This window comes from Paenibacillus uliginis N3/975, assembly GCF_900177425.1.
Classification (GTDB): Bacteria; Bacillota; Bacilli; order Paenibacillales; family Paenibacillaceae; genus Paenibacillus_AQ; species Paenibacillus_AQ uliginis.
On sequence record NZ_LT840184.1, the window covers coordinates 1,054,158 to 1,080,644 of the forward strand.

The following is a 26,487-nucleotide window of genomic DNA, read 5'->3' on the forward strand; positions in this document are numbered from 1 at the left end:
GTGAGTGAGCTGTGTTGGGATGGCTGTGCGGTGCTCTGCTGATTCTGCTGGTGGGTGGCTGGGTGGTGCTGAATCAAATGGGAGGTGAACGATATCGGCGCTTCAGCAGGCTGCCCATGGAAGGGCTCAGGCTTGCGAAGCTTACGCCGCCTTTGTTATTCGTTTTGGAGAAGAGTAAGGTGACTACCCGATTCCCTATCCTCTTCTTCCGTATACAGAGATCCGTGCAAAAAATTCACGGCCTTCGCCACAGTGCGGAGATGAGCTTGCTCTTCATGGCAGATTCTCTTGCTTACAGCTGGTTGATCCTTATTGGCGGCTGTTTCTGGTCGATCGGGACAGGTGAACCTATTGGTGTGCTTGGAGGCGGCTTTCTTAGTATTCTTTTGCCGGTTTCCATGGTGAAGGATCTGAGTAAGAAAGTACTGCTTCGTGATCAAGATATCGTGATGGAGCTCCCCGAGCTGTTGAACAAGATGATTTTGCTCGTTGGAGCCGGAGAGACTGTTCAAAAAGCGATCGTTCATTGTGTAGAACGGAAATGTGATGATCAGCATCCGTTGTATTCGGAGCTCAGGAAAATGGTTGGCGATTGGGAAGGTGGACATTCCTTTCAACAGGCGTTTGAGCAGTTCAGCAAGCGCTGTGCCGTGCAAGAGGTATCGATCTTTACTACAACCGTACTGCTGAACTTCAGGCGCGGAGGGAATGATTTTGTTCTGGCGCTCCGTGATCTGTCCCGGGTGTTGTGGGAGAAACGGAAGGCGATCGCACGGACAAGAGGTGAACAGGCTTCATCCAAGCTGGTATTTCCAATGGTCGTTATTTTTATGGTTGTGATTGTGTTGGTCGGTGCGCCGGCTTTTATGATGATGAATATGTAGAAGGGTTTGGTGATAAGGATGCTGTCTGTACTACGAAATCAGGTTAGGGCTTTTTGGAAGGATGAAAAAGGAATTGGTACGCTTGAAATGATTCTCATTATTGTGGTGATTTTGATTATTGCTCTTATATTCAAGGATCAGCTTAAAGATTTAGTTACGCGACTGTTTAACAATGTTAACACTAGATCAGATGAATTCATCAACTCGAAATAGGCGCCGGTTCTGGAAGAATGACGAGGGGAACTTTACGATTGAAGCCTCTCTTGTTCTGCCCATAGTGCTGCTGGTGACGGCGCTGCTTCTGTTCCTATGTCTGTATATTTATCAGAGATCTTTTCTCGTCCAAGCTTCTTCCGCTGCTTCTGAACGCACGGCCTTTATCTGGGATAACAGCCATAAGGATGCGGTTAGCGGAGCGGCAGAGGAGGGGCAGTATGATCCGCTATATTGGCGCTTGACGGATGATCGATTGCTTAGCTCCTTATTTGGTCTAGGAAACGGAGAGCCAGCCGGGGCCATTACCATCCCTAGAGGAGATCAGAGCACTGAACTACCGGAGGTGAAAATGTCCAAGGGAGCCTCTGCTGTACCAGATGGGATGCAGGGGGAGATGATGTATGACAATAAAGTGCTCTTACGAAAAGTGAACACAGAACTATCTTGGCCTGTAACGATCTCCCCGCTAGAAAAGGTGATGTCCGGGGGAACTGATCTTCAGGTCAGCTCGCAGTCTGTTGTTGTGGATCCGGTCGAGTTTATCCGAACCGTTGAGCTTATGCGCTATTACGGCTCGAAATTTAAGGGTGCGGGTGGAAGCCGAACCGATCCCGGTAGCGCTTCCGAAGTAATTCAGAAGTATGGGGGGCGTCGATAGCAATGAAACGGCCCAACAAGAAAAATAGGATAATGGGCAGAGTAAGATCTTCTGATGGATCTGTCTCGATATTTTTAATCATTGCTCTGTCTATGGTGTTTATGTTCGTCGCTGTATTTATTGATTACGCGCGGGTAGCAGCAATGAAGGTCCAAAGTGAGCGTTTGGCCCGTGCCGCTGTACGGTCTGTCATGTCCTCCTATGATCCCCAACTGCAGCAGGAGTATGGTCTATATGCGTTCGGGGATAGCAGCGGAGATTTTATTATGGGTAAGATGCTTAACGAAAGCCTCAGCCCAGGAGAAAGAGGCGATGCTTTCCATTTGCTGCCGCTGGAACTCGATAGCTCGGGCCTTTCACTAGAGCGCCCGTTAGGGAAGTATAACATTTTTAACCGTCAAATCAGTGAGGATATGAAGTACAAAGCACCCATTGATTTTACGCTGGAGCTAGTGAATAAATTCAAACCGCTGTCACAGTCGATGAAAGAGGCGTCCAATGCGGTGGACGTCTTAAAAAAACTTAGGAAGTTATATGACAAAAGGGAAGAAGCACTCGATGACATGCTGGCGAAGCAGAGAAAAGCAGGTGAAATTGTAGAGGCATTGTCAAAGCTGATCATGAATCCGCCGGGTTCATCCATTACGGATACCTCTTTGGGGGGAGGTATCCGTACAGCTGCGGATGCCGCGGCACAATATAACGATTACGTGACCAAATCTGAGGAGGATGCTGCACGCCCGTCAGATGAAGAGAAATTGTACACTGATCTCATTCAGTCCTACTTAGACGGAGTTTCTTCCATGAGTATTACCATCTCACTCAAAGTGGAGAAGATCCGTAAGGAACAGGATAAGCTGTTGAATGATGCGAACGAACGGTGGGAAGAAGCCCAGCAATTAAATGAAGAAATGAAACAGGTTATTAAAGATGCGGAAAACCGCTCCGAAACCGAAGGATATGATCAAGTGACAAGGGATAACACCCCTGGGTCAGATGGTTCGAATGCCGGTGATGCGGAAATGATTGTGTCGATACGACAGCAGGCGGAAAAGCTCATTCATTCGGAAGAGTTGTTGAACGGTTTGAAGAGTGAAATTTCAACGCAGAAAAGCCGATGGGATGCGGTAGATAGCCAGGTTTCAGGACTTCTCGCATCAATGGGTGGAAGCGGTATGATGGGGAGCACAATAAGAGCCAGCAGCAGCGTCCAGGATTATGTTCGGAAGTACGGCATACCGGGAAATGACAATATTCCGGATCGTGAGCTTGCTATGCTGGAGCAGTTTCGGTCATCGGATAAAGAGCGCAAAGCGACGGAGAAGAAGGCTCAAATGAAACTGAAAGAGGCCGCCAAGGTCATCAATGCCATCGGTGGATCAAGTCAGCAGAGTAATGAAATACAGGAGCAGTTTCGTGAACTTCAGCGTTATTACAATGGAAGCCTCACGTTTAACGAAGGACAAGGAGGATCTGGTGAGGCTCCGATTAAAGGCAAAGCGCTGGACAATGATCCTTACGATGCGGGGAAATCATCAATGGATGAAATGGACAGCGCTTACGGCTCGATGGGGAATATGTTAAACGGTATAAGGGATGAGCTTTTTCAAAATGAATATGCAGTTCATTATTTTCAGCATTTTGACATTACTCGGCTGGAAGAGATCGTTAGAAATCCTGCATCGGCAGACCAATTAAGTGAGGAGTTTGCAGTAGGTAAACAGGAAGTGGAGTACATACTATACGGATTTCATAATCCTGCAGGTAATGTTGCAGCTGCTTATGCTGAAATATTCGCTTCAAGGCTTGCAATACGGACTATGGAAGGCTTTGTGGTGAACAGTAAAATGGGCAACCCGTTGCTCATTTTAGCGGCAGCTATTCTGTACGGCATTGAAAAGGCTATAGAGGATATGATCCAGCTCTGTCAGAAAGGTTCAATTCAGCTGTCGAAGTACGTGCCTGTAGAGATAACGTACAGGGACCACTTGAGGATGTTTCTGTTTATCCACAGCAATAATGAGAAAAAAATGTCCCGTATGCTGGCGCTAATCCGGCTAAATACAGGAGTGAACCCGGCCGACAGGGGAACTTATGCATCCGGTGAAATCGTTACGGGAATACGGCTGTGGTTCCTGCCAGGGATTACGAAAGCGCTTGGCTCCGTGTTTGATAGCGGCACCGATCAAGTTGAGGGCAACCGATACGTTGTAACCCGTAATGCTGATTTTTCCTATTAGGAGTTCATAAATGAAACGAACTATGCTTATGAAGCTAAAAAGGAGTCGGGAGGTTCCTGCGTCCGAACAGGGCAGTATGGTTGTTGAAGCATCGATTGTACTACCCTTGTTCATGTTTTTTGTTATATTTCTCATTTATATTGTTCAGATGACACTCATTTCAACAGCGCTGCAGAGTACGGTGTCAGATGCCGTAAAAACAGTTGCATCCCATATATATCCTATATCTCTAGCCGTTAACAAGGGGAACGAGGGCAGCGGAGCGGAAGGACAGGCAGGTCAAACTTCACATTGGGAGATTCCGAAATTATCTCTTACGGACTGGGCTTCACAGTACAGTTCTTCCCTTCCCTCACCTCTAAATCAATGGGTAGCAGATGCAGCCGTAGCTGGTGACGAACCGCTTCAGCAGCTAAAAAATCAGGCTGCAGAGGCAGTACTTGATCCCGTCATCAAGCCGATCTTAAAGCCGTTTATGCCCAAAGGCCTTCTGGATTACGACCGTATTCATGTATCCAATGTCTCGGTGCCCAATCTAAAGAGTGGGAAAAATCCATACTTTGGAATTGAGGTCAGCTATGAGCTGCCAATCCGTGTTCCATTTATGAATAAGAAGATCGTACTACAGGCTAAATCACAGGAAAGGCTATGGATTGGAGACACCGGCGAAGGTGGGGGGAACGGCTCGAATGAGAACGAGGGAAAGGAAGGAAGCATCCAGCTGCTGGAGAAGCCTGATCCAGCAATCGCAAGTAAACAGGCAAAAGTTAAGGTGAAAGTGGAGCCTGGAGCTTCCGCTAATATGTCAGTGTACTACAAAACCGGAAAAAGCACGGCGAAGTATTTGGGCTGGAAGACAGCAGATGAGAATGGCTATATCGAATGGGAGTGGAACGTGGGCTTTAATACAACTCCGGGAACCTGGCCATTTATTATTGAAACTGCAGATGGGGAACGTATGGAAGTGATGTTTACGGTGATAGAGCGGCAGTAAGAACTGTATACGTGTTAATGAGGGAGACAGGTCTGATGGACTTTGCCTATGCAGTATGTGCGGTCTTTTTGGCTGCAGCATTTTATACCGATATTCGCTCCATGAAAATATCGAACTTGCTTACAATGCCGGCGATGGTGATCGGCTTGGTTTATTACGGAATGACGAGCGGATGGGAAGGAATTCTTTTTTCAGTTAAAGGGTTGGTCGGCGGATTCCTTATTGTGCTGGTTATGTATTTTATCGGAGCAGTGGGCGCGGGAGACGTCAAATTATTTGGAGGCATAGGAGCTTGGTGCGGGCTCGGCTTTACACTCCAGGCAGTGGTTTACTCGGTATTATTCGCCGGATTGATCGGCTTGTTCATTCTGATCTGGCGCAGGGAAACATTCAAAAGACTGAGAAAAATGGCAGGTAACGCTGCAGGTGTATTCATACTTAGAAGTCTTTCACCATGGAGCAATAGTAAAGAGGAACACTTGAGATTTCCTTTTATGATCGCTGTTCTGCCCGGTGTAATCTGTACTTATATTTATTATCACCTGTAGGAGGGATGGAGTTTGTACGGCCTGATACGAGATTTTGTTCAAAATGGGGGAACCTTTATGATTCTGGATCGGCCGGAGGGTTTGATGTCGGGCCATCTCAGCCAGGTTCAGCTGGGGATGATCCGCTCCTCCCGGATACCCCATTTTTTACCGCTCCATACGAAGGAAGTGGATTTTCGCATTACGTTGGAATACAACATTACAGGCAAGAAAATGCTGTCCCAGGCACTGAAAAGTGAAAAGCTGTCTCTTACGGAGTTTTATGGTCTGCTGCTGCAAATCGTCACAACTTTGAATGATAGCTTCATGTATATGCTTCGGCCAGAGCAGTATATTTTGGATGAAAGCTATATGTTCATCGAAGGCCCTCTTCATCTGGGAAAGCTGCATCTAACTTATGTACCACTCGATAAGGTCGAAGCTGTGCCTGAACAAATAAGGACGTCAGTCAAGGATCTGATTACCCGTCTAATGTCCGCCGTCTCTGAGCTGAGAGGCGGCGGTGTACAGGCTATGATGCATTACTGCAATGATGAGGGCTTTAGTCTGGGCGGGCTCAAACGGCTGCTCATTGATTTGTTAGCGGGTGAGGAGGACGATGGTCACCGGGAGCAAGGAGCAGCAGGTCAGTTGAACGGCGGCTATCAGACAGGTTCTGTTTCTATGGTCTCAAAAGCTGGCGAAGCCAAGATGAACCCTGTAGGCAGGAGTGACGATAGAGCCCAAGAAACTCGCTCAAGTACATCAAGTACTCCGGCAGGACATGGGGCAATGGAATCTGTAAATCGGTTGAGCCACCGTGTGATTGGCATAGGAAATAATAATGCAAAAGCGGATTCAAGCCCTTCCTTACAGAGAGGGCTTGCGGAAGCAGGCGGTGTACAACTTAACGCTGGGTTTGGCGTACACAGCAGGCGAGGAGGGATTGCCAATAGCGCCGAGTCATTGGAAGGAAAGTCTTTAAAGCCGCTGTTTCCTTCAAGAAGCCAGCCGGAATGGGATATGCCGCCGGATTCGGAATTAGAGGAAGGGAGAGAAAATTCCTCGTTAAGAACCTATTGGCTGTTGGGAGGGCTTCTTGCAGCGGCCGTCGTATGGAGATTCCTTTATTTGAACAACCCGAGCGGAGTAATGCTGGCAGCTTCAATTGTATGTACAGTAGCACTCGGCGCATTATCACTGATGGGCTGGAAGGGGAAGATTGGGAAATCGGCTGATCGGTCAGAGGATTATTCAGATTCTTTGCCTATGTTTGATTCGGTTGAGCTAGAACATAGAAAGCCGCGAAATCCTAAATTATTCGGGTTTCAAGCGGACAAATTAACCGGATGGTTTGCAGGCAGGGGCAAAGATGAAACACATGAAGAGGAGTCTGCCTCCAATGAGGATTGGCGATGGGCGAAACCTTCAACTTCAACCCGTGAGAGACAACAATCTCCAAGAGAGCATACCATAAGTCGACATATCCAGGAGGACGAAGAGGAGATACCGTCTGTTGGAGATTATTACAATCAATTGCCAAGCCGGACCGAAGTATTATCTTCAACTGGAGACGGAGGAACCGTACTTCTTCAACCTAAGACGGATACAGTAAAGGATGGAGCCAATAGAGCTGCTTCCGTTCCGAGTGCTTTCTTGGAAGTGATTGGGGTGAACAATGACGGAGTGCCGGAACGGGTGGAACTGAATCAATCGCATTTTATTATAGGACGGTCGGCTGAGGTATCCCAGTACGTAGCCCAGGTCGTTGGCACCTCACGTGCACATGTGGAACTGTCCCGTGGACCGAAGGGGTATATTATCAAAGATCTGGGATCCAAAAACGGAACCATTTTGAAAGGCGAACCCATGGTTCCTTATAAGGAATATCCGCTGCAGGAAGGTGACACCTTCCTGATCGCAGGCGGAAGGTATACGTTTCGCGCCTCATGATCTGTGGGCATGGTATCCAATCGTTAGATCTCTGGATCAATTGAATTCCCATTGATGATGGAGAGAATCGAGAAAAGAACTTCAGGCTACAAGCGCTGTCAAGAAGTATTGTTCACCTCACAGCAAATCAAAGTAGCTATGTTAGATTGTGCGATTGCTGCGGGGATGCCAGTTTCCTATGTCCTAATAGATAGCTGGTTTACCCGTGCACCACTCTTTCAAAAAGTAGTGAATCGCGGTCTGCTTTATTTGCTTTGTATTGAAGTTGGTACTATTGATTAGGCTTTCGCTTACAACAATTGGTCGATTTGATTATAGAAAGGGAAAAATATGCTCGTATTCAATCTGTCAACACCAACAATGGATTTCCGGTTTGCTTAGCTACATTAAGGCCTATCTACCAATTTCAATATGCAAAAGTTGAGCGAGTAACAAAAATGTACTTTTACCAACTAGTAGTTATTGTGTTATTAACTATTTTTATATTTTAGTGTTATGTGGCAAGTGTTATGTGATACAATACGGGGAAGGAAAATATAACCAACGGTTAGGCTTTCTAAGTATAAAGTAATTTTCACTGGACATAACTTTTACCAAGTATAACTTGGAGGTGATCGTCTTGAGTGAAAATAAGGAGGAGAAAGCGATGTCCCCAACTACACTTGCTAAAATAGCCGAAAAGAAAAAACAACTTACACCTGAGAGAAAAAGTCAAATGATTAAAGCGGGTGGATCAATAAAAACAAGAAATTATATTGATGCTCAAGAAATTTGTAGAGAAGTAAGAGGTAAATAAGATGCCTTTGTCCGATATAGATTTTGGGAAAAGCACTGTACCTTTAACTGGTACGGATGCTTTTTTTCTTGATACGAATATCTTAGTAGCATATATGTATGAGAAACATGAGAAGCATGTTCCCTGTTTTATGCTCCTTTCCTATTTAGTTAAAAATGAAGTTGTACTATGTACATCAGAAATTGTTATTGCAGAATTAATAAATTCTTTAGCAAGGGTCTTATACATTGACAATAAGGTAACTGAACATCTTCATGCCAATCCCACTGAAACTCGAAGCGTTAAACGACTCGAAAACCAATATAAGAGCACTTGGGGGAATGTAATAAAACAGCAACCAGAAGTTCTTATGAAATATAGTGAATTGGCTATCATTAAAGCTGAACCACTAATTAAGCAAATGTTGTTAATTGAATGTAATGATTCAATCATTGAAGAAGTTTTAATCACGATGACTAAAATCCCGTTAGCTTCTGCGGATGCAATGATTCTAAATGTAGCAACTAACTTTGGATGTCAATTTATTTTTTCTATCGATGGCGATTTGGGGATTTGCAGTAATATTGATATTATATCAAGTACTACCACAAATAACGATTACGATATTAATGAGATGATGTCTTTGTTCGATGTAAAAGATTATTTGATTATTGAATTAGGCCTTGATGATTTTAATGTCAAATTCCCTTGTGTAATATAATGGGCTTTTTGAGAAGTCACTTCTTATGAAGTGGCTTTTTTATTTGTTCTTTCCCTATATTATCCCTTAAGGAAAATCTTTGTGAAACGACAAGGACTATTTATCCTATATAATCGATATGAGTTTTAGGAAACAGAATCAAAATTCAAACGAATACTGTCTCGGCCTGATGGGATGAAATTGACGGTTTAATTCGGTCAGGATGCAACTTATAATTCAAGTTTATAACTCGCTGATCCCACAATTATAAGAATTGACCGTCTTCTTTTTAAAACCTTCTGTACATTTGATACACTGTCTCTTTTTAGTCTTTCTGATCGCCGGCGGAAGATATACGTTTCGTGCTTCCTGATATGGAGGCCGGGTATATCGAGTCATTTGATCTCTGGATCAACGGTTGCCCAGATGCCTTTTGTGTCATGAACATGGATAACAGTATTTATACAATCATCGTAGAGATAAACACCCCTTGCCAAGAATCCAGCGGACAATCCCGCTAGAAGGCAAGGGGCTATTTTTATTACACGAAGAAGCTAGATTTATTATGTAGAGTCCGAATGATGTGTTATTACTTATTGAGCAGATGTTCGTAAGGCGTATAATCGATGCCTTTTTTATGAAGAAAGGTCATCAGGAACTGATAATCGCGTTTAGGAGTTGCTATGATATAACCCTTGATGCAGTGATCTCGGGTTACCTCGCTGGATCCGGTTTCCACTGCAATCTTACCGATTTCGGCTGCGATCGAGTGTTTGGCGATGTCCCGGAATGGACCGGGTACCGGCATAACAAGCTCACCCAGAAACTGCTTGGAGTCTTCTGTCCAGAGCGGTCGGCTCTTCTCCACCCAATAATTCTGCCAGTCCAGCTTGGACTTACCGTCAGCCTTAGGCAGTACCTTTAGAAACTTGCGGAACATGAAAAATCCGCCGATGCACATCAGCCCAAGCATGACCCATCCCCAAAAAGCAATGGAGTTCATGAACCATGACGGTGGCGCACTGGATGTCAAAGTCCTAAGGACGACCACAGTGTTCAGCATCTTTATATCACCTCAATGATTTTTATCACAGGATACGTTCATGAGAATTATAACGCAATTCCAGATTTATTTCGAGAGTGCAGCAAATATAAAACCTATGAAATATACTATGGATATTTGAAAGTTTATGAATATTTCCAAGCTTTTTCACCAGAAATGACTTGTAGCTGTATATTTAGTACGGATATAATGTGTAAGAAATAATTATAGGACTCTCTAATATGGGTATGTAGAATGAATGAGTCCATATGAGGAGGATTTTATTGAAAGGTTTTATTAAAGAGTTTAAGGAATTTGCGATGCGAGGTAACGTCATCGATCTGGCCATCGGGGTTGTTATTGGCGGAGCATTTGGAAAGATTGTCACTTCCATCGTGAACGATATCATCATGCCTCCGATTGGGGTATTACTTGGTGGCGTTAACTTTAAAGATCTCATCATTAAGATAAAGCCGGATATGCGGATGCCGGACGGAAGTGAGATCACCACTTTAGCAGACGCTAATGCGGTAGGCGCTCCTGTCCTTGCCATTGGACAATTCATTAACACAATGATTGATTTTCTGATCATTGCTTTCTGTATCTTCCTGCTTGTTAAGGGGATCAACTGGATGAAAAGAGAGAAAAAAGAGCCTGAACCAGAAAAGACTACCAAGGAATGTCCTTACTGTCTCTCTGAAATTCCGAAAGCTGCTACCCGCTGTTCTCAATGTACATCGGTTTTGCCTGAGCCCGAAGCGGTATAACCCTAAACGTCAGACCGTTGTGGATATTAAAGAGGGAACTGGGCTGACTTGCGTTTAGCGGGTAAAGACCATGTTACTGTTAAAGATACTAAGACCCTATCAGCACACATCGGTAGGGTCTTTGTCATATTATTTCTCTCTTTTCTCTAAAATGACCCTCCGCTTTCCATCCCGCTAGATTTATTTCGATATACACGCTAAAATAAGTGATAATTGTGTGAAAAAGGGGGATGCCACATGCTGAAAATCGGTTCCCATGTGTCCTTTTCAGGACAGGGGCTGCTGAGTGCAGCGACGGAAGCCAAATCCTATGGCTCCAGTTCGTTTATGATATATACCGGCGCACCGCAAAATACGCGCCGCAAGCCAATTGACACGATGTTTTTGGAAGAAGGCAAAGTCATGATGCAAGAGTGTGGGATCGACGAAATTGTCGTTCATGCACCATATATTATTAACTTGGGATCGTACAAGCCCAATACCTATGAGCTTGCGGTAAGCTTTCTTCAGGAGGAGATCCGCCGTACCCATGCTGTAGGTGTGAAGAATATCGTGCTGCATCCGGGTGCATATACAGATAAGGATGCGGTGTACGGAATCGACCGGATTGCGGAAGGACTGAATGAGGTTCTTGGTGGTACGGACGAAACGGATGTCAAAATTGCTCTGGAGACAATGGCAGGCAAAGGCACAGAAATGGGCCGCAGCTTTGAGGAAATTGCCCAGATCATCGACAAGGTAAAATACAACGATCGTCTCGCAATCTGCCTGGATACCTGTCACATTCACGATGCGGGCTATGATATTGTTAGTGATCTCGATGGCGTACTGGACGAGTTTGACAAGCTGATCGGGTTGGATCGTCTTTCCGTTGTTCATATTAACGACAGTAAAAATCCTCGCGGTGCGGCGAAAGACCGTCACACCCCGCTTGGAACAGGCTGGATCGGATTTGAAACGATCAATAACATCGTTCATAATGACCGCCTGCAGGGCCGTCCGTTCATTTTGGAGACGCCTTGGATCGGTAAGGATGCAAAAACCCAGCGGCCTATGTACGAGATCGAAATTGCACTGCTGCGTGATGAGGTGGAGGCGCGTTTTGGTTCCGAGTTTATAGCTCAGGTTGAAGAACTGGGACAGTTTTTTGCAAAAGAGGAAATTGAAGGGCGGTCATTCGTGCTGGACACATGGGCTGTATTGAAGAATGATGCCAAAGCGAAAAAGGCAGATCCTCGCGAGCCTATGGAGCGCCTTTACGACATGGTCGTAGCTGCAGGCCTGCTGCAGGATTGCACTGAAGAACAAATCAACCAGCGTATTATCGCCTGGCTGGCCGGCAAAGGGCAGAAGGCTTAGACGCAAGAATAAGCAGTTAATGAGGGGGAGTTAGTACGCGTATGGATATTCACACGAAAAAAAACCTGCCTTCCGCGGCAGATCAACATCTAAATCGGGCTCGTATGCTCATTTCCTGTCCAGATGGACCAGGGATTGTAGCAGCGGTATCGCAATTTCTGCATCAGCATGGTGCAAATATCGTTCAATCGGATCAGTATACGATGAATCCGGCAGGCGGTATGTTTTTCATGCGGGTCGAATTCGATTTGCCTGAGCTTGCTAGCAAACTTCCTGAGCTGCAGAAGTCTTTCCGCGATATAGCCGATAAATTCCAGATGGAATGGAACATACATCATGTCGCTCGTAAGAAGCGGCTTGCTATTTTCGTATCGAAGGAGGATCACTGCCTGGTAGAATTGCTCTGGCAGTGGCAGGCTGGAGATCTGGATGCAGATATCGCCCTTGTGGTCAGCAACCATCTCGATATGAAGGAATATGTCGAATCTTTTGGTATTCCGTACCATCATATTCCGGTCACGGCTGATACGAAACCGGAAGCCGAACAGCGTCAGCTTGAGGTGATCGGCGATGACATCGATGTCATCATATTGGCCCGTTATATGCAGATCATATCGCCAACCTTCATCAAGCATTATCGGAACCGGATTATCAATATCCATCATTCCTTCCTCCCGGCGTTTGTCGGAGGTAAGCCTTATGCCCAGGCTTATAATCGCGGTGTGAAGATCATCGGCGCTACAGCGCATTACGTGACAGAGGAGCTGGACGGCGGACCAATCATTGAGCAGGACGTGCAGCGGGTCAGCCATCGTGATGACGTTAATGAGCTGAAACGCATTGGACGCACCATTGAACGGGTTGTTCTTACAAGAGCAGTCAAATGGCATATCGAGGACCGTATTCTTGTCCATAACAACAAAACCGTAGTTTTTTAAAAATATAAGTATTTCTCGCAGAAACGGCCGTCGTTTTTAAGGACGGCAAAGCCGTTTCATATGTGATGTTCATATGTGTTTACTGGAGCAGCCGAGTTTTGCTGCAATTAGGATTATACATCCCGCTCCACTTTTGGAGTGGGGTTTTTTTTGTCAAAAAAGGTCTTCTCGGCAAACTTTTAATTCCTAATGCTCGTCATTAATAGGAGATTGTTAAAGAAACGGTAAACAAGCCAAAGGGAAAAACGTTATGTTTAGATGGCTATCATTTGAGGGAGAGGGGAATCATCATTTGTCGTTTTATAAAAAGCTAACGGGGATTATGGTGTTATCTATGGTGCTGCTATTTACAGCAGTACTTCCGTATCCGTTCCAGGGTGGTACGGCTTATGCCGATGGTCCGGAAATCGGAATTAAGACAGAGCTGGGTTACAAAGGAAATATCAAGCAGGATAAGTGGAACCCGCTGAAGCTGATACTCACAAGCGACCGCGACATTTCAGGAGATATCGTGTTGCGGGTAAACAACACGAACGGAATGGGGCAGGAGGCAGCTTATGTACAGCATGTGGAGCTGCCCAAGGATACGCCAAAAGAAATTACCATAGGCATTCCCGGATTTTCCTACAGTAAAGACAATAACGAAATTACGTTCTATGAAGGCTCGTACAAGAATGGAAAACCGATATCTTTTTCCACAGGGAAGAACTATATACAGAAGTCAGCAATGATGGGTGGCTTGGTCGGGGTTCTGTCCGATGATCAGGACACGATGAATTTCCTCAGTGCTTTGAACGGTAAGGGAAGCAGTTTAATCGTTATCCCTTTGAAAGAAGAGGACATTTCGAATGATTCCATGCTTTTGAACGGGCTGGATGTGTTGGTTATTAACAATTTTGCATCCGATACCCTCTCCCAGCAGAAACAGGAATCGATTACGAATTGGGTTAAGTCCGGTGGAACGTTAGTATTATCTGGCGGAGCAGGATACGCCAAGACAGCAGCTCCATTTGAAAATATTGCTCCGGTTAAGCTGAACGGGACCACAACTGTAGAGTCATTGCCTGAGCTACAAAAGCTTGGAGGAAAGCCGCTGAAGCTGGAAGAAGAATTCACTATTTCTACGGCTGAACCAGTGAAAGGCGCTGTTGTTGACAGCCAGACTTCAGGAGTTCCGCTCTTCGCTTCACGTAATGTGGAACAGGGGAAAGTGTGGTATGCGGCTTATGATGTAGCAATGGAGCCCGTTAGTTCCTGGGGGGGGCACAGCGATGTCTGGGCTTCGATTTTACGTAGTGATCTCCCGCTGTCTAACAACGTGTATTACGGATCCATGATCGATAATTTGAGCTATGTATTGGATTATTTTCCATCACTGAAAATGCCTTCATTTCAAGTGCTGATGTGGCTGCTCATTATTTATGCGCTGATTGTGGCGCCGATTCTCTATTACATTTTGAAAAAGACTGATAAACGCGAATGGGCCTGGTTCCTGATCCCTCTTATTGCAATTATCGCCAGCGGTACCGTATATATGATCGGTTCATCCGATAAGACCGAAGAAATGGCACATACGATAAATATTATGGAACTGGACGGAAAGGGAAGTGCGGTTAAATCAACAGCTTCTGCTTTCTTCACACCAAGAAGCGGTGATTATGAGCTTGAATTTCCTAAGAACACTTATTTGAAGACCCAAAACTCCAACGGTGCTTTTGGCAGGGGAGCGGCAGAGAATAAAAGCTATATCCGTGTTGGAGAGGAACAAACCAAGCTGGAGCTAAAAAATATGCCGCAGTGGTCACTAGCTAAAATGTGGGCTGAGAATACGGTAAATGAAGAGACGGGTCAATTAAAAGTGGATCTGAAGCTGGATGACAAGGGGCAGTTGGCAGGTAAAGTGATCAATGAAACGACGAATGACCTTAAAGAAGTTGTACTCGTCATCGGTGGTAAGGCTCACAAGATGGGGGATATTGCCCGCAAGAGCTCGGCAGATGTTCCGGTCTCTGGAAAATCGGTTGTGAAGGTTATGGCTGGGGATTTGAGCAATATTCTGTATCCTTTTAGCTCAAATGATCAGTATAGTCGCCAGCGGGAAATATTATCCACCTACAGCTACAGAAGGAGTAACACGGTCAAAGATGCTTTTATATTCGGCTGGAGCGATGACACCATGACGAATTATAAGCTAAAGGGCAAGGAAGTGCAGAGTGACCAGCTGAATTTCTGGACACAACCTGTGAGTATCGATTGGAACCAGAATGGTACGGTAAACATTCCATACGGTTTCCTGGTTCCTCAGGTAACGCAGTCGAACGCTCCGACGTTCTATGTGAGTCCGCACGGAGTGGAGATTGCACAGGGAACGATGATTGCCGAGTTTCCACTGATGTCAGAGACGGATGCAAAATATTCCGAGTTCTCTATTAAAGGGACCAAGCTGAGCGGAGGAATGACCATGGAAATATGGAATGCTGCCGACAATGCATGGGAACCGATACCTGATAATAACAATGTCTTTACAGTGAAGGGCAATACTGAAAAATATATTGTGGATAAGCGGATCCGGTTCTCCGTTACCGCTAAGGATCAGGTCATGTTCCAGATGCCGGAACTGTCGCTGAAGGGGGAAGTTATAGAATGATCGAAATCAGAGATTTAAGCAAGCATTACGGAACCTTTGAAGCGCTGAAAGGCATCAGCCTTGATATCGATAAAGGAACCGTGTTTGGATTTGTAGGACCGAATGGCGCTGGGAAATCCACAACGATGTCTATATTGGCAACACTTGCGCTTCCGAGCTCAGGTACAGCTAAGGTGGGCGGATATGAAGTGACGGAGTACCCGAAAGAAGTACGAAAACGGATCGGCTATATGCCGGACTTCTTCGGTGTCTACGATCAGCTGAAGGCGACAGAGTATCTCCATTTCTATGGAGCAAGTTACGGTATCCCTCGGCAGGAGCGGGAAAAGTTGATTCCCCAGCTGCTGGAGCTGGTGAATTTAAGCGATAAAGCGGATGCGTATGTCGACAGCCTTTCTCGGGGAATGAAGCAGCGTCTCTGTCTTGCACGGTCCCTGGTCCATGACCCGGATGTGCTAATTCTGGATGAACCGGCCTCTGGTCTTGACCCGAGAGCACGTATTGAAATGCGTGAAATCTTGAAGGAATTGAAGCTGATGGGCAAAACGATTATCATCTCATCACACATCCTGCCGGAGCTCGCAGAGATGGTGGATGAGATCGGGGTTATCGAACACGGCGAGATGATTGCCCAAGGAAAAGTATCCGATATCCAAAACCGGCTGCGGGTTAAAAAGGTCATTCATATTCGTACTCTGGAGCATGAGGAACAGCTTGCCCAGAAACTGCGAGACGAGCCGTTTGTCACGTCCGTCTTGACGGATAATACAGGCGTTCACGTCCATTTCAGCGGTGATGATATCCAGCAGAGTGCTCTGCTGCGTCAGGTTATCTCTTGGGATGTGCCCGTTGTATCCTTCCAGGAAGCGCAAAGCAATCTTGAAGATGTGTTCCTGGAAATAACCAAAGGGGGGCCAAGAGCATGAATTGGAGCAGAAAATGGATCAATCCTGTAATGGATAAGGAATTCCGATTGCGTATGCGGTCGCCCCGCTCCATGCTGTCAGTCCTGTTTTATGTACTGGCACTCGGTGCTGTGGCAATGGGTTTTATTTATATCTTTTTGTATTTGGGCCAGAATGGCTCCCAGCGTTTCGATCCCACGAGAAGCCAAATGATGTTTTATGTGCTTAGCTTTGCCCAGTTGATACTGATTGCATTTATGGCGCCGGCACTGACTGCGGGAGTCATCAGCAGTGAACGTGAAAAACAGACGCTCAGCATGCTGCTTACAACTCAGCAGAGCTCGTCAACCATCGTTCTCAGCAAGCTGGTATCGTCTCTCAGTTTCATGACACTGATCGTGCTTGCTACGCTTCCGATTTATAGTATTGTGTTTCTTTATGGAGGTATTTCGCCTAAACAGCTCATATCGGTTTTTTTATTCTATCTATTTGTTATGCTGCTGCTCGGATCGCTAGGGGTATTGTTCTCTACCTTGTTTAAACGGACGATCATAGCAATTATCGTAACGTATGGAGTGGGATTGGTCATTTTCCTGGTTACGGGTCTATTGTATATATTCTTTGTAGGAATTGAAGTGCGGAATATGTATTCGACAGGCACGCCCGTAACTCAAAGTTATTCCTGGATAGGCTATTTGCTGGGTCTGAATCCGGCGGGCGCGATGATCAGTCTGTTCGAGCCTTCATTCTCCAAGGAAATGTTCATGGTGCAGGGAGGGACGTTAAACAGCAAGGCTCCGATTGAGCTGTGGCAAGAGTTCGTTATCGTTTATTCGGTCGTCATTGTCGTCTCGTTATGGATAGCCATCCGCCGAATCCGTCCTGTGCGCAGAGGGAAGCTGTTCGGCAAGCCGAAGGCATCGAAGCCTAGGGAGGTCATGTCGGAGGATTCAGGCGTTTAAGCCGTAAAAGACCGGAGGGTAGTACTAGATGGAAAATATTATGCGCTTCATTGAAACGGCCCGTCGCAGACTGCAGCGGTTCCGCATGGTCGCCTTTATGCTGTATGGGCTCGCTGTCGGTTTCACAGCTGCTGTGCTGCTGCTAATTATAGGAAGGTTTGTGCCTATCCCGTGGCTTGATATCGCAGCCGCATCCCTTCCAGTAGCTAGTGCTGCAGCTGGGCTACTGTGGGGACTGCTTCGCCGTGTACCGGTTAAAGACGCCGCTTCCGTTATGGATAGTGTTCCCGAAGGGGCAGAGCGTAGCGATATGATGGTTACCGCTCTTTCCTTCAAGGAGGATAAATCACCTGCTGCACAATTTCAGCGGGCACAAGCGGAAAGTTACGGTGGTCGTTTCATAGCAGCGCTTAAACAGCGGCTGCCTGCACCTAAGCGCAAAAAGCAGCTGCTGATATGTTTGGCCGGCCTCGCTGCCGTACTGATTATGGTATTCATTCCTAATCCGATGGATAAGAAGGTCGAAGCTGCCAAGGAGCAGCGGAGCTGGGTTAAGGAACAGGTAAAACAAACGGAGAAGCTGGCTGAGGAGCTGAAGAAAGATCTCCTTAAGCCGGAGGATAAGCAGAAACTTCAGGAACAGATCGATGCATTGAAGAAGCAACTGGAGAATGAGAAGAATCCAGAGAAGGCTTTGGAAAAGTTGGAAGAGGTTATGAAGCAGCTGGAGAAAACGGTAAAGAAACAAGAAGAACAGGCAAAAGCCATCTCTGAGCTTGCGAAGCAGATGAAGAATAATAAGTCGTTATCGAATGCAGGGAAAAGTCTTCAGGAAGGCAATTCCGAGCAACTGAAGCAGGAAATGAAGAAGCTGACGGAGCAGGTTAAGAAGATGTCTGAGGATGAAAAGAAAAAACTTTCCGACGCATTAAAGAAAATGGCCGATGAAGTAGCGAAAAACATAGACGCAGATAAATTGAAGGAAGCTCTTCAAAAAGCAGCGGATTCTTTAAAGAATGGCAAGCTGACGAAAGAGCAGGAAGAAGCGCTTCAAAAACTTGCCGAGGAGCTAGCTAAAGCGGCGGAAGCCAAAAATATGGCGGACGGAGCCTCAAAGGCAGCATCTGATCTGGCGGCGGCATTAGCTTCGCAAGGTTTGAACCTTGCTGAACAAATGGCCGCTGCAGGCATGTCTGTGTCGGACACATGGAGTGCGGGAGGAAGTGCGGAAGCGCTGGCTCAGGCCGGGCTTGGCGAAGGATCGGATGATGGGGAAGACAGTGATGGAGAAGATTCTTCCGGAGAAGGGGAAGGCCAAGGCGGTCAAGGTGCAGGTAAAGGGAAAGGCTCGGGACAAGGAGCCGGAGGTCAGGGAGATGGTAGCGGCCAGGGGGCCGGATCAGGAATTGGTTCTGGATCGGGTCAAGGTGCTGGTGCTGGATTAGGCTCTGGAGGCCGTGAGTTGGTAACGACCCCACGTGAATATGAGGGCAGCGGAAACGTGAAAAATGATTCCGGTGCACTTAACGGTAAGGGGGGCGAAATTCAGAAGGGCGGTGTTTCACCAACCGTACCGGGAACCTCCCGGCCCTATGAAGAGGTATATAAGGATTATGCCGCTGAAGCCCGGAAATCCCTCGGTCGGAATCAGTTGCCGGAACAGATGCAGGGACTGGTGGAGGATTACTTCACTCAGATCAATCCCAATCCGTAACTTCATTAATTCATATAAGAGAGGTAGGACGGTTCATGTCTGAAATCACAGTTAAACCGCAGGAATGGGTAGAGAAAATATCAAAGCTGAGAGAGCAGATCGGTGAAGTGATTGTCGGCCAACAGGAAGTTGTTGAACAGATGCTCTGGTGTATTTTTGCCGGAGGTCATGCTTTGCTGGAAGGTATCCCTGGACTGGGTAAAACGATGCTCGTGCGGACGGTGTCTGAGGCGCTCGATCTGTCATTCTCGCGTATTCAATTTACACCGGACCTGATGCCGAGCGATATTACAGGGACGAATATTCTCTCTTTCGGCCAACAGGGAAGCACAGGGATGTCATTCCAAAAAGGACCTTTATTCGCAAGCATCGTGCTTGCTGACGAGATTAACCGTGCCACACCAAAGACACAGAGTGCGCTTCTTGAGGCGATGCAGGAAAAGACGGTTACCGTAGGAAGTGAGACGCATCGGCTGCCTAAGCCATTCTTCGTATTGGCAACCCAGAACCCTCTTGAGAACGAGGGAACTTATCCGCTACCGGAAGCACAGCTCGACCGGTTCTTGTTAAAAATTGAAGTTTCCTATCCAAGTGCAGATGAGTTGAAGGAAATCGTCAAACGAACAACGTCTTCGCACGAGACAGAAGTTCAGAAACAGATGTCCGCCGAAGAGCTTCTGGAAATTCAGCACGGCGCCAAAGAGGTGCTGGTGGCTGAGGAAATTCTCGATTATGCAGTCAGACTGTTAATGATGACTCATCCGGAAGAAACATCCGCACCTGAGGAGGTGCGTAAATATGTCCGCTTCGGATCTGGTCCGCGGGGAGTTCAATCCATTATATCCGTTGGCAAGGTACGTGCACTGCTCAGCGGAAGAATGCATCTATCTACAGGCGATATTCGCGCTGCCGCGCTGCCTGCGCTTCGCCATCGGTTGTTTTTAAATTTTGAAGGGCAAGCGATGGGCGTTACAACAGACAGTGTTATTCAAGCCGTGCTGGATAAATTGGAGGGATCAGCGTGAGCGGGGCCGGACATCTGCTTCCGCCCGAGTGGCTGACTCGCCTAGAGCGGCTCAGCCTGGGGGCAAGAACCAGAGTGGCCGGCACGCTGCAAGGAAAGCGGCGTTCCCGCCGTCTCGGTTCATCGCTTGAGTTCGCAGATTATCGTCTTTATGCACCCGGTGATGATGTGCGCAGGTTTGATTGGGGTGTCTATTCCAGAACAGGCAAAGCATTTGTACGACAATTCATGGATGAGCAGGAGCTGATGGTCAGCATCTATGTGGATTGTTCTGCATCCATGAACGCAAGAACTTCAACATCTTTATTGGATTCTTCTACATCCTCAGGTACGCCTGTATCCGGGGGAATGGATTCAGAGGGAGCCAAATGGATGTTGGCTAGGCAATTAGCGGCGAGTATTGGTTATATGGCACTCTCGTCTTATGACAGACTGCAGGTAGCCTGTTACAGCCGTACCCTGGATTCACGTCTGCCAATTCTTCGTGGAAAGGGTGCAGCACACCGATTGTTTGCGCACTTGCAGCAGGCTCCTACCGGTGGTGACGGAAGTTTGGCAGCGGCACTGTCGGTACCAGGAGCACTGCCAAGGCTGCCAGGCATGACTTGGATCTTCTCGGACTTCTGGCTGGAAGGCGGAGAAGAGGAACTGTCAAGATCGTTGTCACTATTGTCAGGAGCCGGTCAGGAAACCGTACTTGTGCATGTGCTGTCGAGAGAGGAACTAGAGCCGCGTCTCTCCGGGGATTTACGTCTGGTGGATAGCGAAAGCTTGACCGGTAAAGAGGTGGCTGTGACCGGCCGTGTGCTGGATGCTTACCGGGAGGAATTGGAGAACTATCGCCAAATGCTAGCCAGGGTATGCGCGGAGCGCGGTATGACCTATGTGCTCATTCCAGCGGATATGCCATTGCAGGAAGCGGTGTTCGGTATTCTTGCTGGTGCGGGACTGGTTAAAGGGTAGGTGCCTGCGAGCTTGTTGTTCACATTTGTAGGGGTTCGCAGGCTTTACCGGGAGCAGTGGGTTTAAGGAGGAGGACTTTTTGGGGATTCAATCATGGCTCAGTCTATGGTTCGGGCTTGCTTTGCCGGCTATCGTACTGATGTATATGTTCAAGCGGAAATATGTAGATACGACAGTGCCGAGCCATCTGTTGTGGGACCGGGTACTCCGCAACCTGGAGGCAAACCGGCCTTGGCAGAAGCTGCAAAACCGGCTTTTGTTGTGGCTTCAGCTGCTGGCAGCGGCTCTACTCATCTTCGCACTGATGCAGCCCTTCTTGCGGGTGTCCGGAAGCGGCAGCCAGCATATCGTTATCGTCGCGGATACCTCGGGCAGCATGAGCGCGAAGGTAAAGCCTCTGGGCGGTGTAACGAATCAGAAAGAGGAGCAGAACGGCTCTTCTAGAATGGATTTGCTTAAGGATCGGATGAAGGAATACGTGAAAGATCAAGGTAAGAGCAAAGATATTACCCTGTTGACCGTAGGGGCAAGGCCGGTCACCCTTTTGTCCCGTGAAGGGGATAAGGATAAATTTCTGAAGGCCGTAGATGAAATGCAGCCTTATTATGGACAGGCTTCCTATCGGGAGACACTTTCGCTGGCTTCGGCGCTGACCCGAGAAGAAAGTGACGTCGAAGTCGTCGTGTTCACGGATGGACAGTGGAAGGAAGATACGACTCAAACGGTGTTCAATGTTCCGGTCTCGGTTGAGAAAATTACCGGGGGAACTCCTCTTAATTTCGCAATAGAACAGTTCGGTATTTCAAACAAAGATACAGCAGGGGTGTCCAATACAGCTGTAGCTGTTATCAGCAGCAATTCGGCACAGCCGATGCCGGTGGAAGTGGGCTTGTACGGCGATGACAAGCTCCTGACAAGCAGGGAGATTGAAGTACAATCAGGGGCTAAGGCAACCATATCTTTTGCGGATGTTCCTTTTGCCGAGGTGTATCGTCTGGAGCTGGCGGGAGAAGACGGCTATACCGCTGATAATGAGACGTATGCATTTGGGATGAAGCATGGAACCTCAAGGGTGCTGCTCCTTACACCAGGCAATTTGTTTCTGGAAAAGGCCCTGCAGTTGAGCGGTGCTGAAGTTACCCGGGTTACCGTGAACAATAGCGGTGATTCCGATTCTACGAATAGTAAAGAGAAGGGTGCTGAAGATCAGAGCAATGCGGTACCCGTACCGGAAGGCAATTACAATCTGATCGTGATGGATGGTCCGATGCCGGAAGCTTACCGTCAGGGGGAATGGGCAACGCTAATAGCCAAAACTCCGCTGTGGACAATCGGCACGCAAGGGAAGAAAATGGCGAGTCCCGGAGGCCGGCCGGTAATGGTCAGCCACCCGGTAACGTCCTATGTTTCCTTGTCGGGTGTATACATCGGTACCCTGCTGGATGAAAATCCGGCATGGGGCGAGCCAGTCATCAAGTTTGGGGATACACCGCTCGTTTATGCGGGCAAGGAGGGAGGACATCCACGGCTATCCTTTGGATTTCTGCTGCAGGACAGTGATCTCCCGTTATCATCTGAATTTCCGGTGCTCGTCAATAACGCTCTGAAGTGGATGACATCAGGCAAGGGAAGCGGATTGGGACGGTACATGGCCGGCGCTACGGCCGATATTCCGGTTGCGGCGGATACCGTGAAGGCAGCCTGGGTTCCAAAGGGCGGACTGGCGCTCAAGTCCGGCTTCGAGCCATCTGAGGCTATACGTACCGAGAAGGGATATTCCCCAGCCCAAACCGTGCCTGAAATACCTGGATTATACGAATTTGAACAGGAGAATAAATCAGGGGAGAAGGTGAGCCACTGGTTGGCAGTGACATCTGATCCTTTTGAAGGAGATTGGTCAGCAGATAAAGGTCCTGACGTAAGCCGTACCGCTGCAGGACAGCCAGATGGGGAGAAAGACAGTGAAGCAGCAAGCGCTACAGAAGATGCAGGTGCTTCTGCAGCTCAGCTTATGCCTTGGCTTGCAGCGTTGGCACTTGCCGTGATTGCGGCAGAATGGGGGGTGTACCAGCGTGGGCGTTCAATTTAGTAGTCCGTGGTTTCTTCTGCTGTTGATTCCAGCTGGAGCATTTCTCTACTATGCTTATAAATCGGATTTCCGGCTGGGTGGTTTTCGCAAGAAGCTGGCACTATTTCTACGGGCTTGTGTCATCATATTACTTATTTTTGTGCTATCGGGACTTCACGGATTTACGATCCTACGGGATAAACAGGTTGTATATTTGGCCGACCGGTCTGACAGTATGGGAGACACGGCCAGACTCAGTGAATGGATTGGAAAGTCTATGGATGCCAAAGGGGAGAAAGACGGTACGGCTATTGTTTCTACTGGTCTTGAAGGTGCGGTAGAACGGAAGCTTTCCCTTTCCGGGGAAGCAGGAGCATCCCTTAATGCGGCACTCGAGGGGAAATTCACGGGCCTTGAATCAGGTCTTCAGCTGGCAGGGAATCTGTTTGAAGGTACGGCTGATTCCCGAATTGTTCTTCTCTCCGATGGAGAAGAGAATGTCGGGAGTATGGCGGCAACAGGAAGGCTGCTAAAGGACCGTGGTATAGCAGTGGACGTTCTCCCGGTTCCCCAAAGAGAAATACGGGATGCGGCAGTTGAGGAGTTGCGTGTACCGGATAAGCTGTATCAGGCAGAATCTTTTTATGTTGAAGTTATGATCAAGAGCACGTTCAAGACAGCCGGTGAACTCCGTATCTATGAGGACAATCGGGAAATTGGTCGGGAAGTGGTTGAAGTATCGCCTGGTGAGAATCGCTTTGCTGTGAAGGGATTAGCTAAGTCACCGGGGCTTCACAGGTATAGGGCTGAAATTTTCATGGATGGTGATGAATCCTCTGCTAACAACGCAGGGTTTGACTTCACACGCGTGGACGGACCGCCGAAGGTGTTGATTGTTGAGGGGACACCGGGAACTTCAGGCAACATTACAGCAGCCCTTGAGTCCGGCATGATCGGGACTGAAGTGATTTCGCCCCATATGTTGCCACTGGAAGCAGCCAAATATGCTCTTTATGACAGTATTATATTTAATAACGTGTCCGGCAGCAATGTCGGCGGCAAGCAGATGGACATGATCGAACAGGCGGTTCGAAGCTTCGGTATCGGATTTATGATGGCCGGGGGAGACGACAGCTTCGGTATGGGTGGTTATTTTAAAACCCCGATCGAAAAGGCGCTACCTGTCTCGATGGAACTTGAAGGCAAACGGGAAATCCCATCACTGGGACTTATCCTAGTCATTGACCGTTCTGGCAGTATGGCTGGGAATAAAATAGAACTGGCCAAGGAATCCGCCATGCGCACGGTAGAGCTGATGCGTTCCAAAGATACGGTTGGTGTGGTCGCCTTTGACGATAGTCCATGGTGGGTCGTTCCACCTCAGAAGCTTGGGGATAAGGAGGAAGTGCTGGACGCTATCAGCTCCATTCCGAGTGCGGGAGGAACGAATATTTATCCCGCCGTTTCTTCGGCTCTGGATGAGATGTTGTCCATTAAAACGCAGAGAAGGCATATTATTCTCATGACTGATGGGCAGTCTGCTGTCCAATCCGGTTATGATGAGCTGACCCAAACCATGGTGGACAATAAAATTACATTATCATCGGTCGCGGTCGGGATGGACTCGGACACGAACCTTTTGCAATCGCTCGCGGATGCGGCCAAAGGCCGATATTACTATGTTGAGGATGAAACGACGCTTCCTGCCGTATTCAGCCGTGAGGCGGTGTTGATGGCGAAATCATATATCGTGGATAAACCATTTGTACCTGCCATGCAAAATGCGGGTGATTGGGCCTCCCTGTTCGATCAAGGGGTACCGGGATTGTACGGGTATGTAGCAACGACACCGAAAGCTTCAGCACAGACCGTGCTGACCAGCCCGGAACCGGATCCTGTTCTTGCTAGATGGCAATACGGTTCAGGCAGAACGGTTGCATGGACGAGTGATCTGAGCGGAAAATGGTCCAAGGAGTGGGTGTCCTGGCCTGCGTTTGCTAACACATTAACTGAAATTGTGAAGTGGACTTTCCCGCAATTTGCTTCCTCCCCTTATGAGGTGACAACGACAGCAGCGGGTAATCAAGTCAAGCTGCAGGTCGAGTCAGATAGCGATAACCCGCCAGAGAAGCTCATTGCCAAAGTTGCTGGTGATGAGGCCGGGGAACAGACGGTGGAGCTGATTCAGGAAGCGCCTGGGCGTTATACGGGACAGGTAAACGTTTCGAAGCCTGGTGCATTCCTGATGTCTCTTGAAGATGCCAGTGGAGGCAATTCGGTTCAAGCGGCGCCAGGCACAGGATTTGTTGTTCCTTATTCGCCGGAATACCGGATTGCTTCAGGCAGTGGGGAAGATGGATTGAAGAAGCTGGCCGAGATGACTGGCGGCCGCGTTCTTTCCTGGGATAAGCCGGAGGAGGTATTCGACCGCGAGGCCACATCCCGGAAGGTGCTCCATGACTGGAGCTACTCGCTACTTGTAGCGGCCCTCCTGTTGTGGGTCGCCGACATCGCCGTGCGGCGCCTGGCCCTGCCATGGGCCGCCATCGGCGCACGCCTGGCCGCCCCGTTGCGCAGGCGGCCGGCGCCAGCCGCCGAGACCGGGCGTGACGCCGGTCTCGATCGGCTCGCGGCGCGCAAAGACCGCGCCGCGAGCTTCTACGGCAGCGGCGGCGGCTCCGCCAAGCCGCCTGCTGCCGACGGGCCCGTGCCCGAGCAGCCGCGTAATCGCGGCGCGGGCACCGGGGAAGCCGGGGGCGGAGGAACCGCCCCGGCTCCCGGGGCTGCTCCGGCGGCGGGCCGAAAGGCCCCGCCGGAGGCGCGTGCCCCGCAGCGGCCGAAGGTGCCGCAGCGGGAGAGACCGCCGGCCTCGGCGAAGCCGGCCGGGGGCACGGGCGGGCGCTCTGCAGGCCCGCCGCCTCCACCGCCGCCGCCGAAATCATCCGGCGGCAAGGCTATGGAGGCAGAAGAGCAGAGCGGTTCTGCAATGGACCGCCTGCTCAAGGCGAAAAACCGTAATTCGCGCTAGTATAGATAGACTAACTCCTTTGTTATCTGCAATATAATGTAAGCTTTCCGCTCCCGTCTTTGGGTCATAAACCCGAAAGACGGGAGCTTTTTGTTATTATTTGCTTAGTATCAAGTAAATTCC

At 48.2% G+C, this 26,487-nt stretch carries 22 protein-coding genes; 21 read left to right on the forward strand and 1 reads right to left on the reverse strand.

Translation table 11 applies throughout. The annotated features are described in order from the left end of the window. Nucleotides 1–11 precede the first annotated feature (11 nt). From B9N86_RS04955 to B9N86_RS05000, 10 genes are all read left to right on the forward strand, one after another. On the forward strand, nucleotides 12–884 hold the full coding sequence (locus tag B9N86_RS04955) for a type II secretion system F family protein (RefSeq protein WP_208918029.1): 873 nt from the start codon (nucleotides 12–14) through the stop codon (nucleotides 882–884). 87 nt (nucleotides 885–971) lie between these two features. Beyond that, nucleotides 972–1,097, forward strand: a complete 126-nt coding sequence (locus B9N86_RS30125) for a Flp1 family type IVb pilin (protein WP_244563118.1) — start codon at nucleotides 972–974, stop codon at nucleotides 1,095–1,097. Then, nucleotides 1,057–1,758, forward strand: coding sequence for a TadE/TadG family type IV pilus assembly protein (locus B9N86_RS04965; protein ID WP_244562950.1), 702 nt, complete (start codon nucleotides 1,057–1,059; stop codon nucleotides 1,756–1,758). The genes B9N86_RS30125 and B9N86_RS04965 overlap by 41 nt, the downstream gene beginning before the upstream one ends. Nucleotides 1,759–1,760: 2 nt before the next feature. Beyond that, nucleotides 1,761–3,998 carry a hypothetical protein gene (locus B9N86_RS04970; RefSeq protein ID WP_244562951.1) on the forward strand — a complete coding sequence of 746 codons (2,238 nt, stop codon included), beginning with the start codon at nucleotides 1,761–1,763 and terminating at the stop codon, nucleotides 3,996–3,998. Between the two features lie 10 nt (nucleotides 3,999–4,008). Next, nucleotides 4,009–4,992 (forward strand): TadE/TadG family type IV pilus assembly protein, encoded by a 984-nt coding sequence (locus B9N86_RS04975; protein WP_244562952.1) that lies wholly within the window; start codon nucleotides 4,009–4,011, stop codon nucleotides 4,990–4,992. Nucleotides 4,993–5,027: 35 nt separating this feature from the next. After that, nucleotides 5,028–5,540: an A24 family peptidase gene (locus B9N86_RS04980; RefSeq protein ID WP_208920098.1), complete on the forward strand. Its 513-nt coding sequence runs from the start codon at nucleotides 5,028–5,030 to the stop codon at nucleotides 5,538–5,540. 12 nt (nucleotides 5,541–5,552) lie between these two features. Continuing rightward, on the forward strand, nucleotides 5,553–7,472 hold the full coding sequence (locus tag B9N86_RS04985) for a DUF6382 and FHA domain-containing protein (protein ID WP_208918033.1): 1,920 nt from the start codon (nucleotides 5,553–5,555) through the stop codon (nucleotides 7,470–7,472). A gap of 54 nt (nucleotides 7,473–7,526) precedes the next feature. Then, nucleotides 7,527–7,754, forward strand: a complete 228-nt coding sequence (locus B9N86_RS04990) for a hypothetical protein (protein WP_208918034.1) — start codon at nucleotides 7,527–7,529, stop codon at nucleotides 7,752–7,754. A 337-nt stretch (nucleotides 7,755–8,091) separates the two neighbouring features. Next, nucleotides 8,092–8,268, forward strand: a complete 177-nt coding sequence (locus B9N86_RS04995; protein WP_208918035.1) for a hypothetical protein — start codon at nucleotides 8,092–8,094, stop codon at nucleotides 8,266–8,268. Between the two features lies 1 nt (nucleotide 8,269). Then, on the forward strand, nucleotides 8,270–8,968 hold the full coding sequence (locus B9N86_RS05000; RefSeq protein ID WP_208918036.1) for a type II toxin-antitoxin system VapC family toxin: 699 nt from the start codon (nucleotides 8,270–8,272) through the stop codon (nucleotides 8,966–8,968). A gap of 568 nt (nucleotides 8,969–9,536) precedes the next feature. On the opposite strand, the gene B9N86_RS05005 is transcribed toward B9N86_RS05000, so the two are convergent. Next, complete coding sequence (locus tag B9N86_RS05005; protein ID WP_208918037.1) at nucleotides 9,537–10,010, reverse strand: DUF2621 domain-containing protein; 474 nt, start codon at nucleotides 10,008–10,010, stop codon at nucleotides 9,537–9,539. Between the two features lie 248 nt (nucleotides 10,011–10,258). Between B9N86_RS05005 and mscL the strand changes: the two genes are divergently transcribed. The 11 genes from mscL to B9N86_RS05060 all read left to right on the forward strand — a co-directional run bounded on the left by mscL (nucleotide 10,259) and on the right by B9N86_RS05060 (nucleotide 26,364). Continuing rightward, the gene (mscL, locus tag B9N86_RS05010; RefSeq protein ID WP_425298573.1) at nucleotides 10,259–10,756 is read left to right on the forward strand and encodes a large-conductance mechanosensitive channel protein MscL; all 498 of its coding nucleotides are present in this window, start codon (nucleotides 10,259–10,261) and stop codon (nucleotides 10,754–10,756) included. A 237-nt stretch (nucleotides 10,757–10,993) separates the two neighbouring features. Continuing rightward, nucleotides 10,994–12,115, forward strand: coding sequence for a deoxyribonuclease IV (locus B9N86_RS05015; protein ID WP_208918038.1), 1,122 nt, complete (start codon nucleotides 10,994–10,996; stop codon nucleotides 12,113–12,115). Between the two features lie 41 nt (nucleotides 12,116–12,156). After that, nucleotides 12,157–13,053 carry a formyltetrahydrofolate deformylase gene (gene purU / locus B9N86_RS05020; RefSeq protein ID WP_208918039.1) on the forward strand — a complete coding sequence of 299 codons (897 nt, stop codon included), beginning with the start codon at nucleotides 12,157–12,159 and terminating at the stop codon, nucleotides 13,051–13,053. A gap of 250 nt (nucleotides 13,054–13,303) precedes the next feature. Then, entirely contained in the window at nucleotides 13,304–15,700 is a 2,397-nt protein-coding gene (locus B9N86_RS05025) for a DUF7408 domain-containing protein (protein WP_208918040.1), read from the forward strand. Further along, entirely contained in the window at nucleotides 15,697–16,626 is a 930-nt protein-coding gene (locus tag B9N86_RS05030) for an ABC transporter ATP-binding protein (RefSeq protein ID WP_208918041.1), read from the forward strand. Before B9N86_RS05025 ends, B9N86_RS05030 begins: the two co-directional genes overlap by 4 nt. Beyond that, nucleotides 16,623–17,567 (forward strand): ABC transporter permease, encoded by a 945-nt coding sequence (locus tag B9N86_RS05035; RefSeq protein WP_208918042.1) that lies wholly within the window; start codon nucleotides 16,623–16,625, stop codon nucleotides 17,565–17,567. The genes B9N86_RS05030 and B9N86_RS05035 overlap by 4 nt, the downstream gene beginning before the upstream one ends. 28 nt (nucleotides 17,568–17,595) lie before the next feature. Then, a complete protein-coding gene (locus B9N86_RS05040) occupies nucleotides 17,596–19,281 on the forward strand; it encodes a phage tail tape measure protein (protein ID WP_208918043.1) in 1,686 nt (561 codons plus the stop codon). Nucleotides 19,282–19,316: 35 nt separating this feature from the next. Beyond that, nucleotides 19,317–20,306, forward strand: a complete 990-nt coding sequence (locus B9N86_RS05045; RefSeq protein ID WP_208918044.1) for an AAA family ATPase — start codon at nucleotides 19,317–19,319, stop codon at nucleotides 20,304–20,306. After that, entirely contained in the window at nucleotides 20,303–21,268 is a 966-nt protein-coding gene (locus B9N86_RS05050) for a DUF58 domain-containing protein (protein WP_208918045.1), read from the forward strand. Before B9N86_RS05045 ends, B9N86_RS05050 begins: the two co-directional genes overlap by 4 nt. A 79-nt stretch (nucleotides 21,269–21,347) precedes the next feature. Then, entirely contained in the window at nucleotides 21,348–23,357 is a 2,010-nt protein-coding gene (locus B9N86_RS05055) for a vWA domain-containing protein (protein ID WP_208918046.1), read from the forward strand. Next, complete coding sequence (locus B9N86_RS05060) at nucleotides 23,341–26,364, forward strand: VWA domain-containing protein (protein ID WP_208918047.1); 3,024 nt, start codon at nucleotides 23,341–23,343, stop codon at nucleotides 26,362–26,364. Before B9N86_RS05055 ends, B9N86_RS05060 begins: the two co-directional genes overlap by 17 nt. Nucleotides 26,365–26,487: the final 123 nt, after the last annotated feature.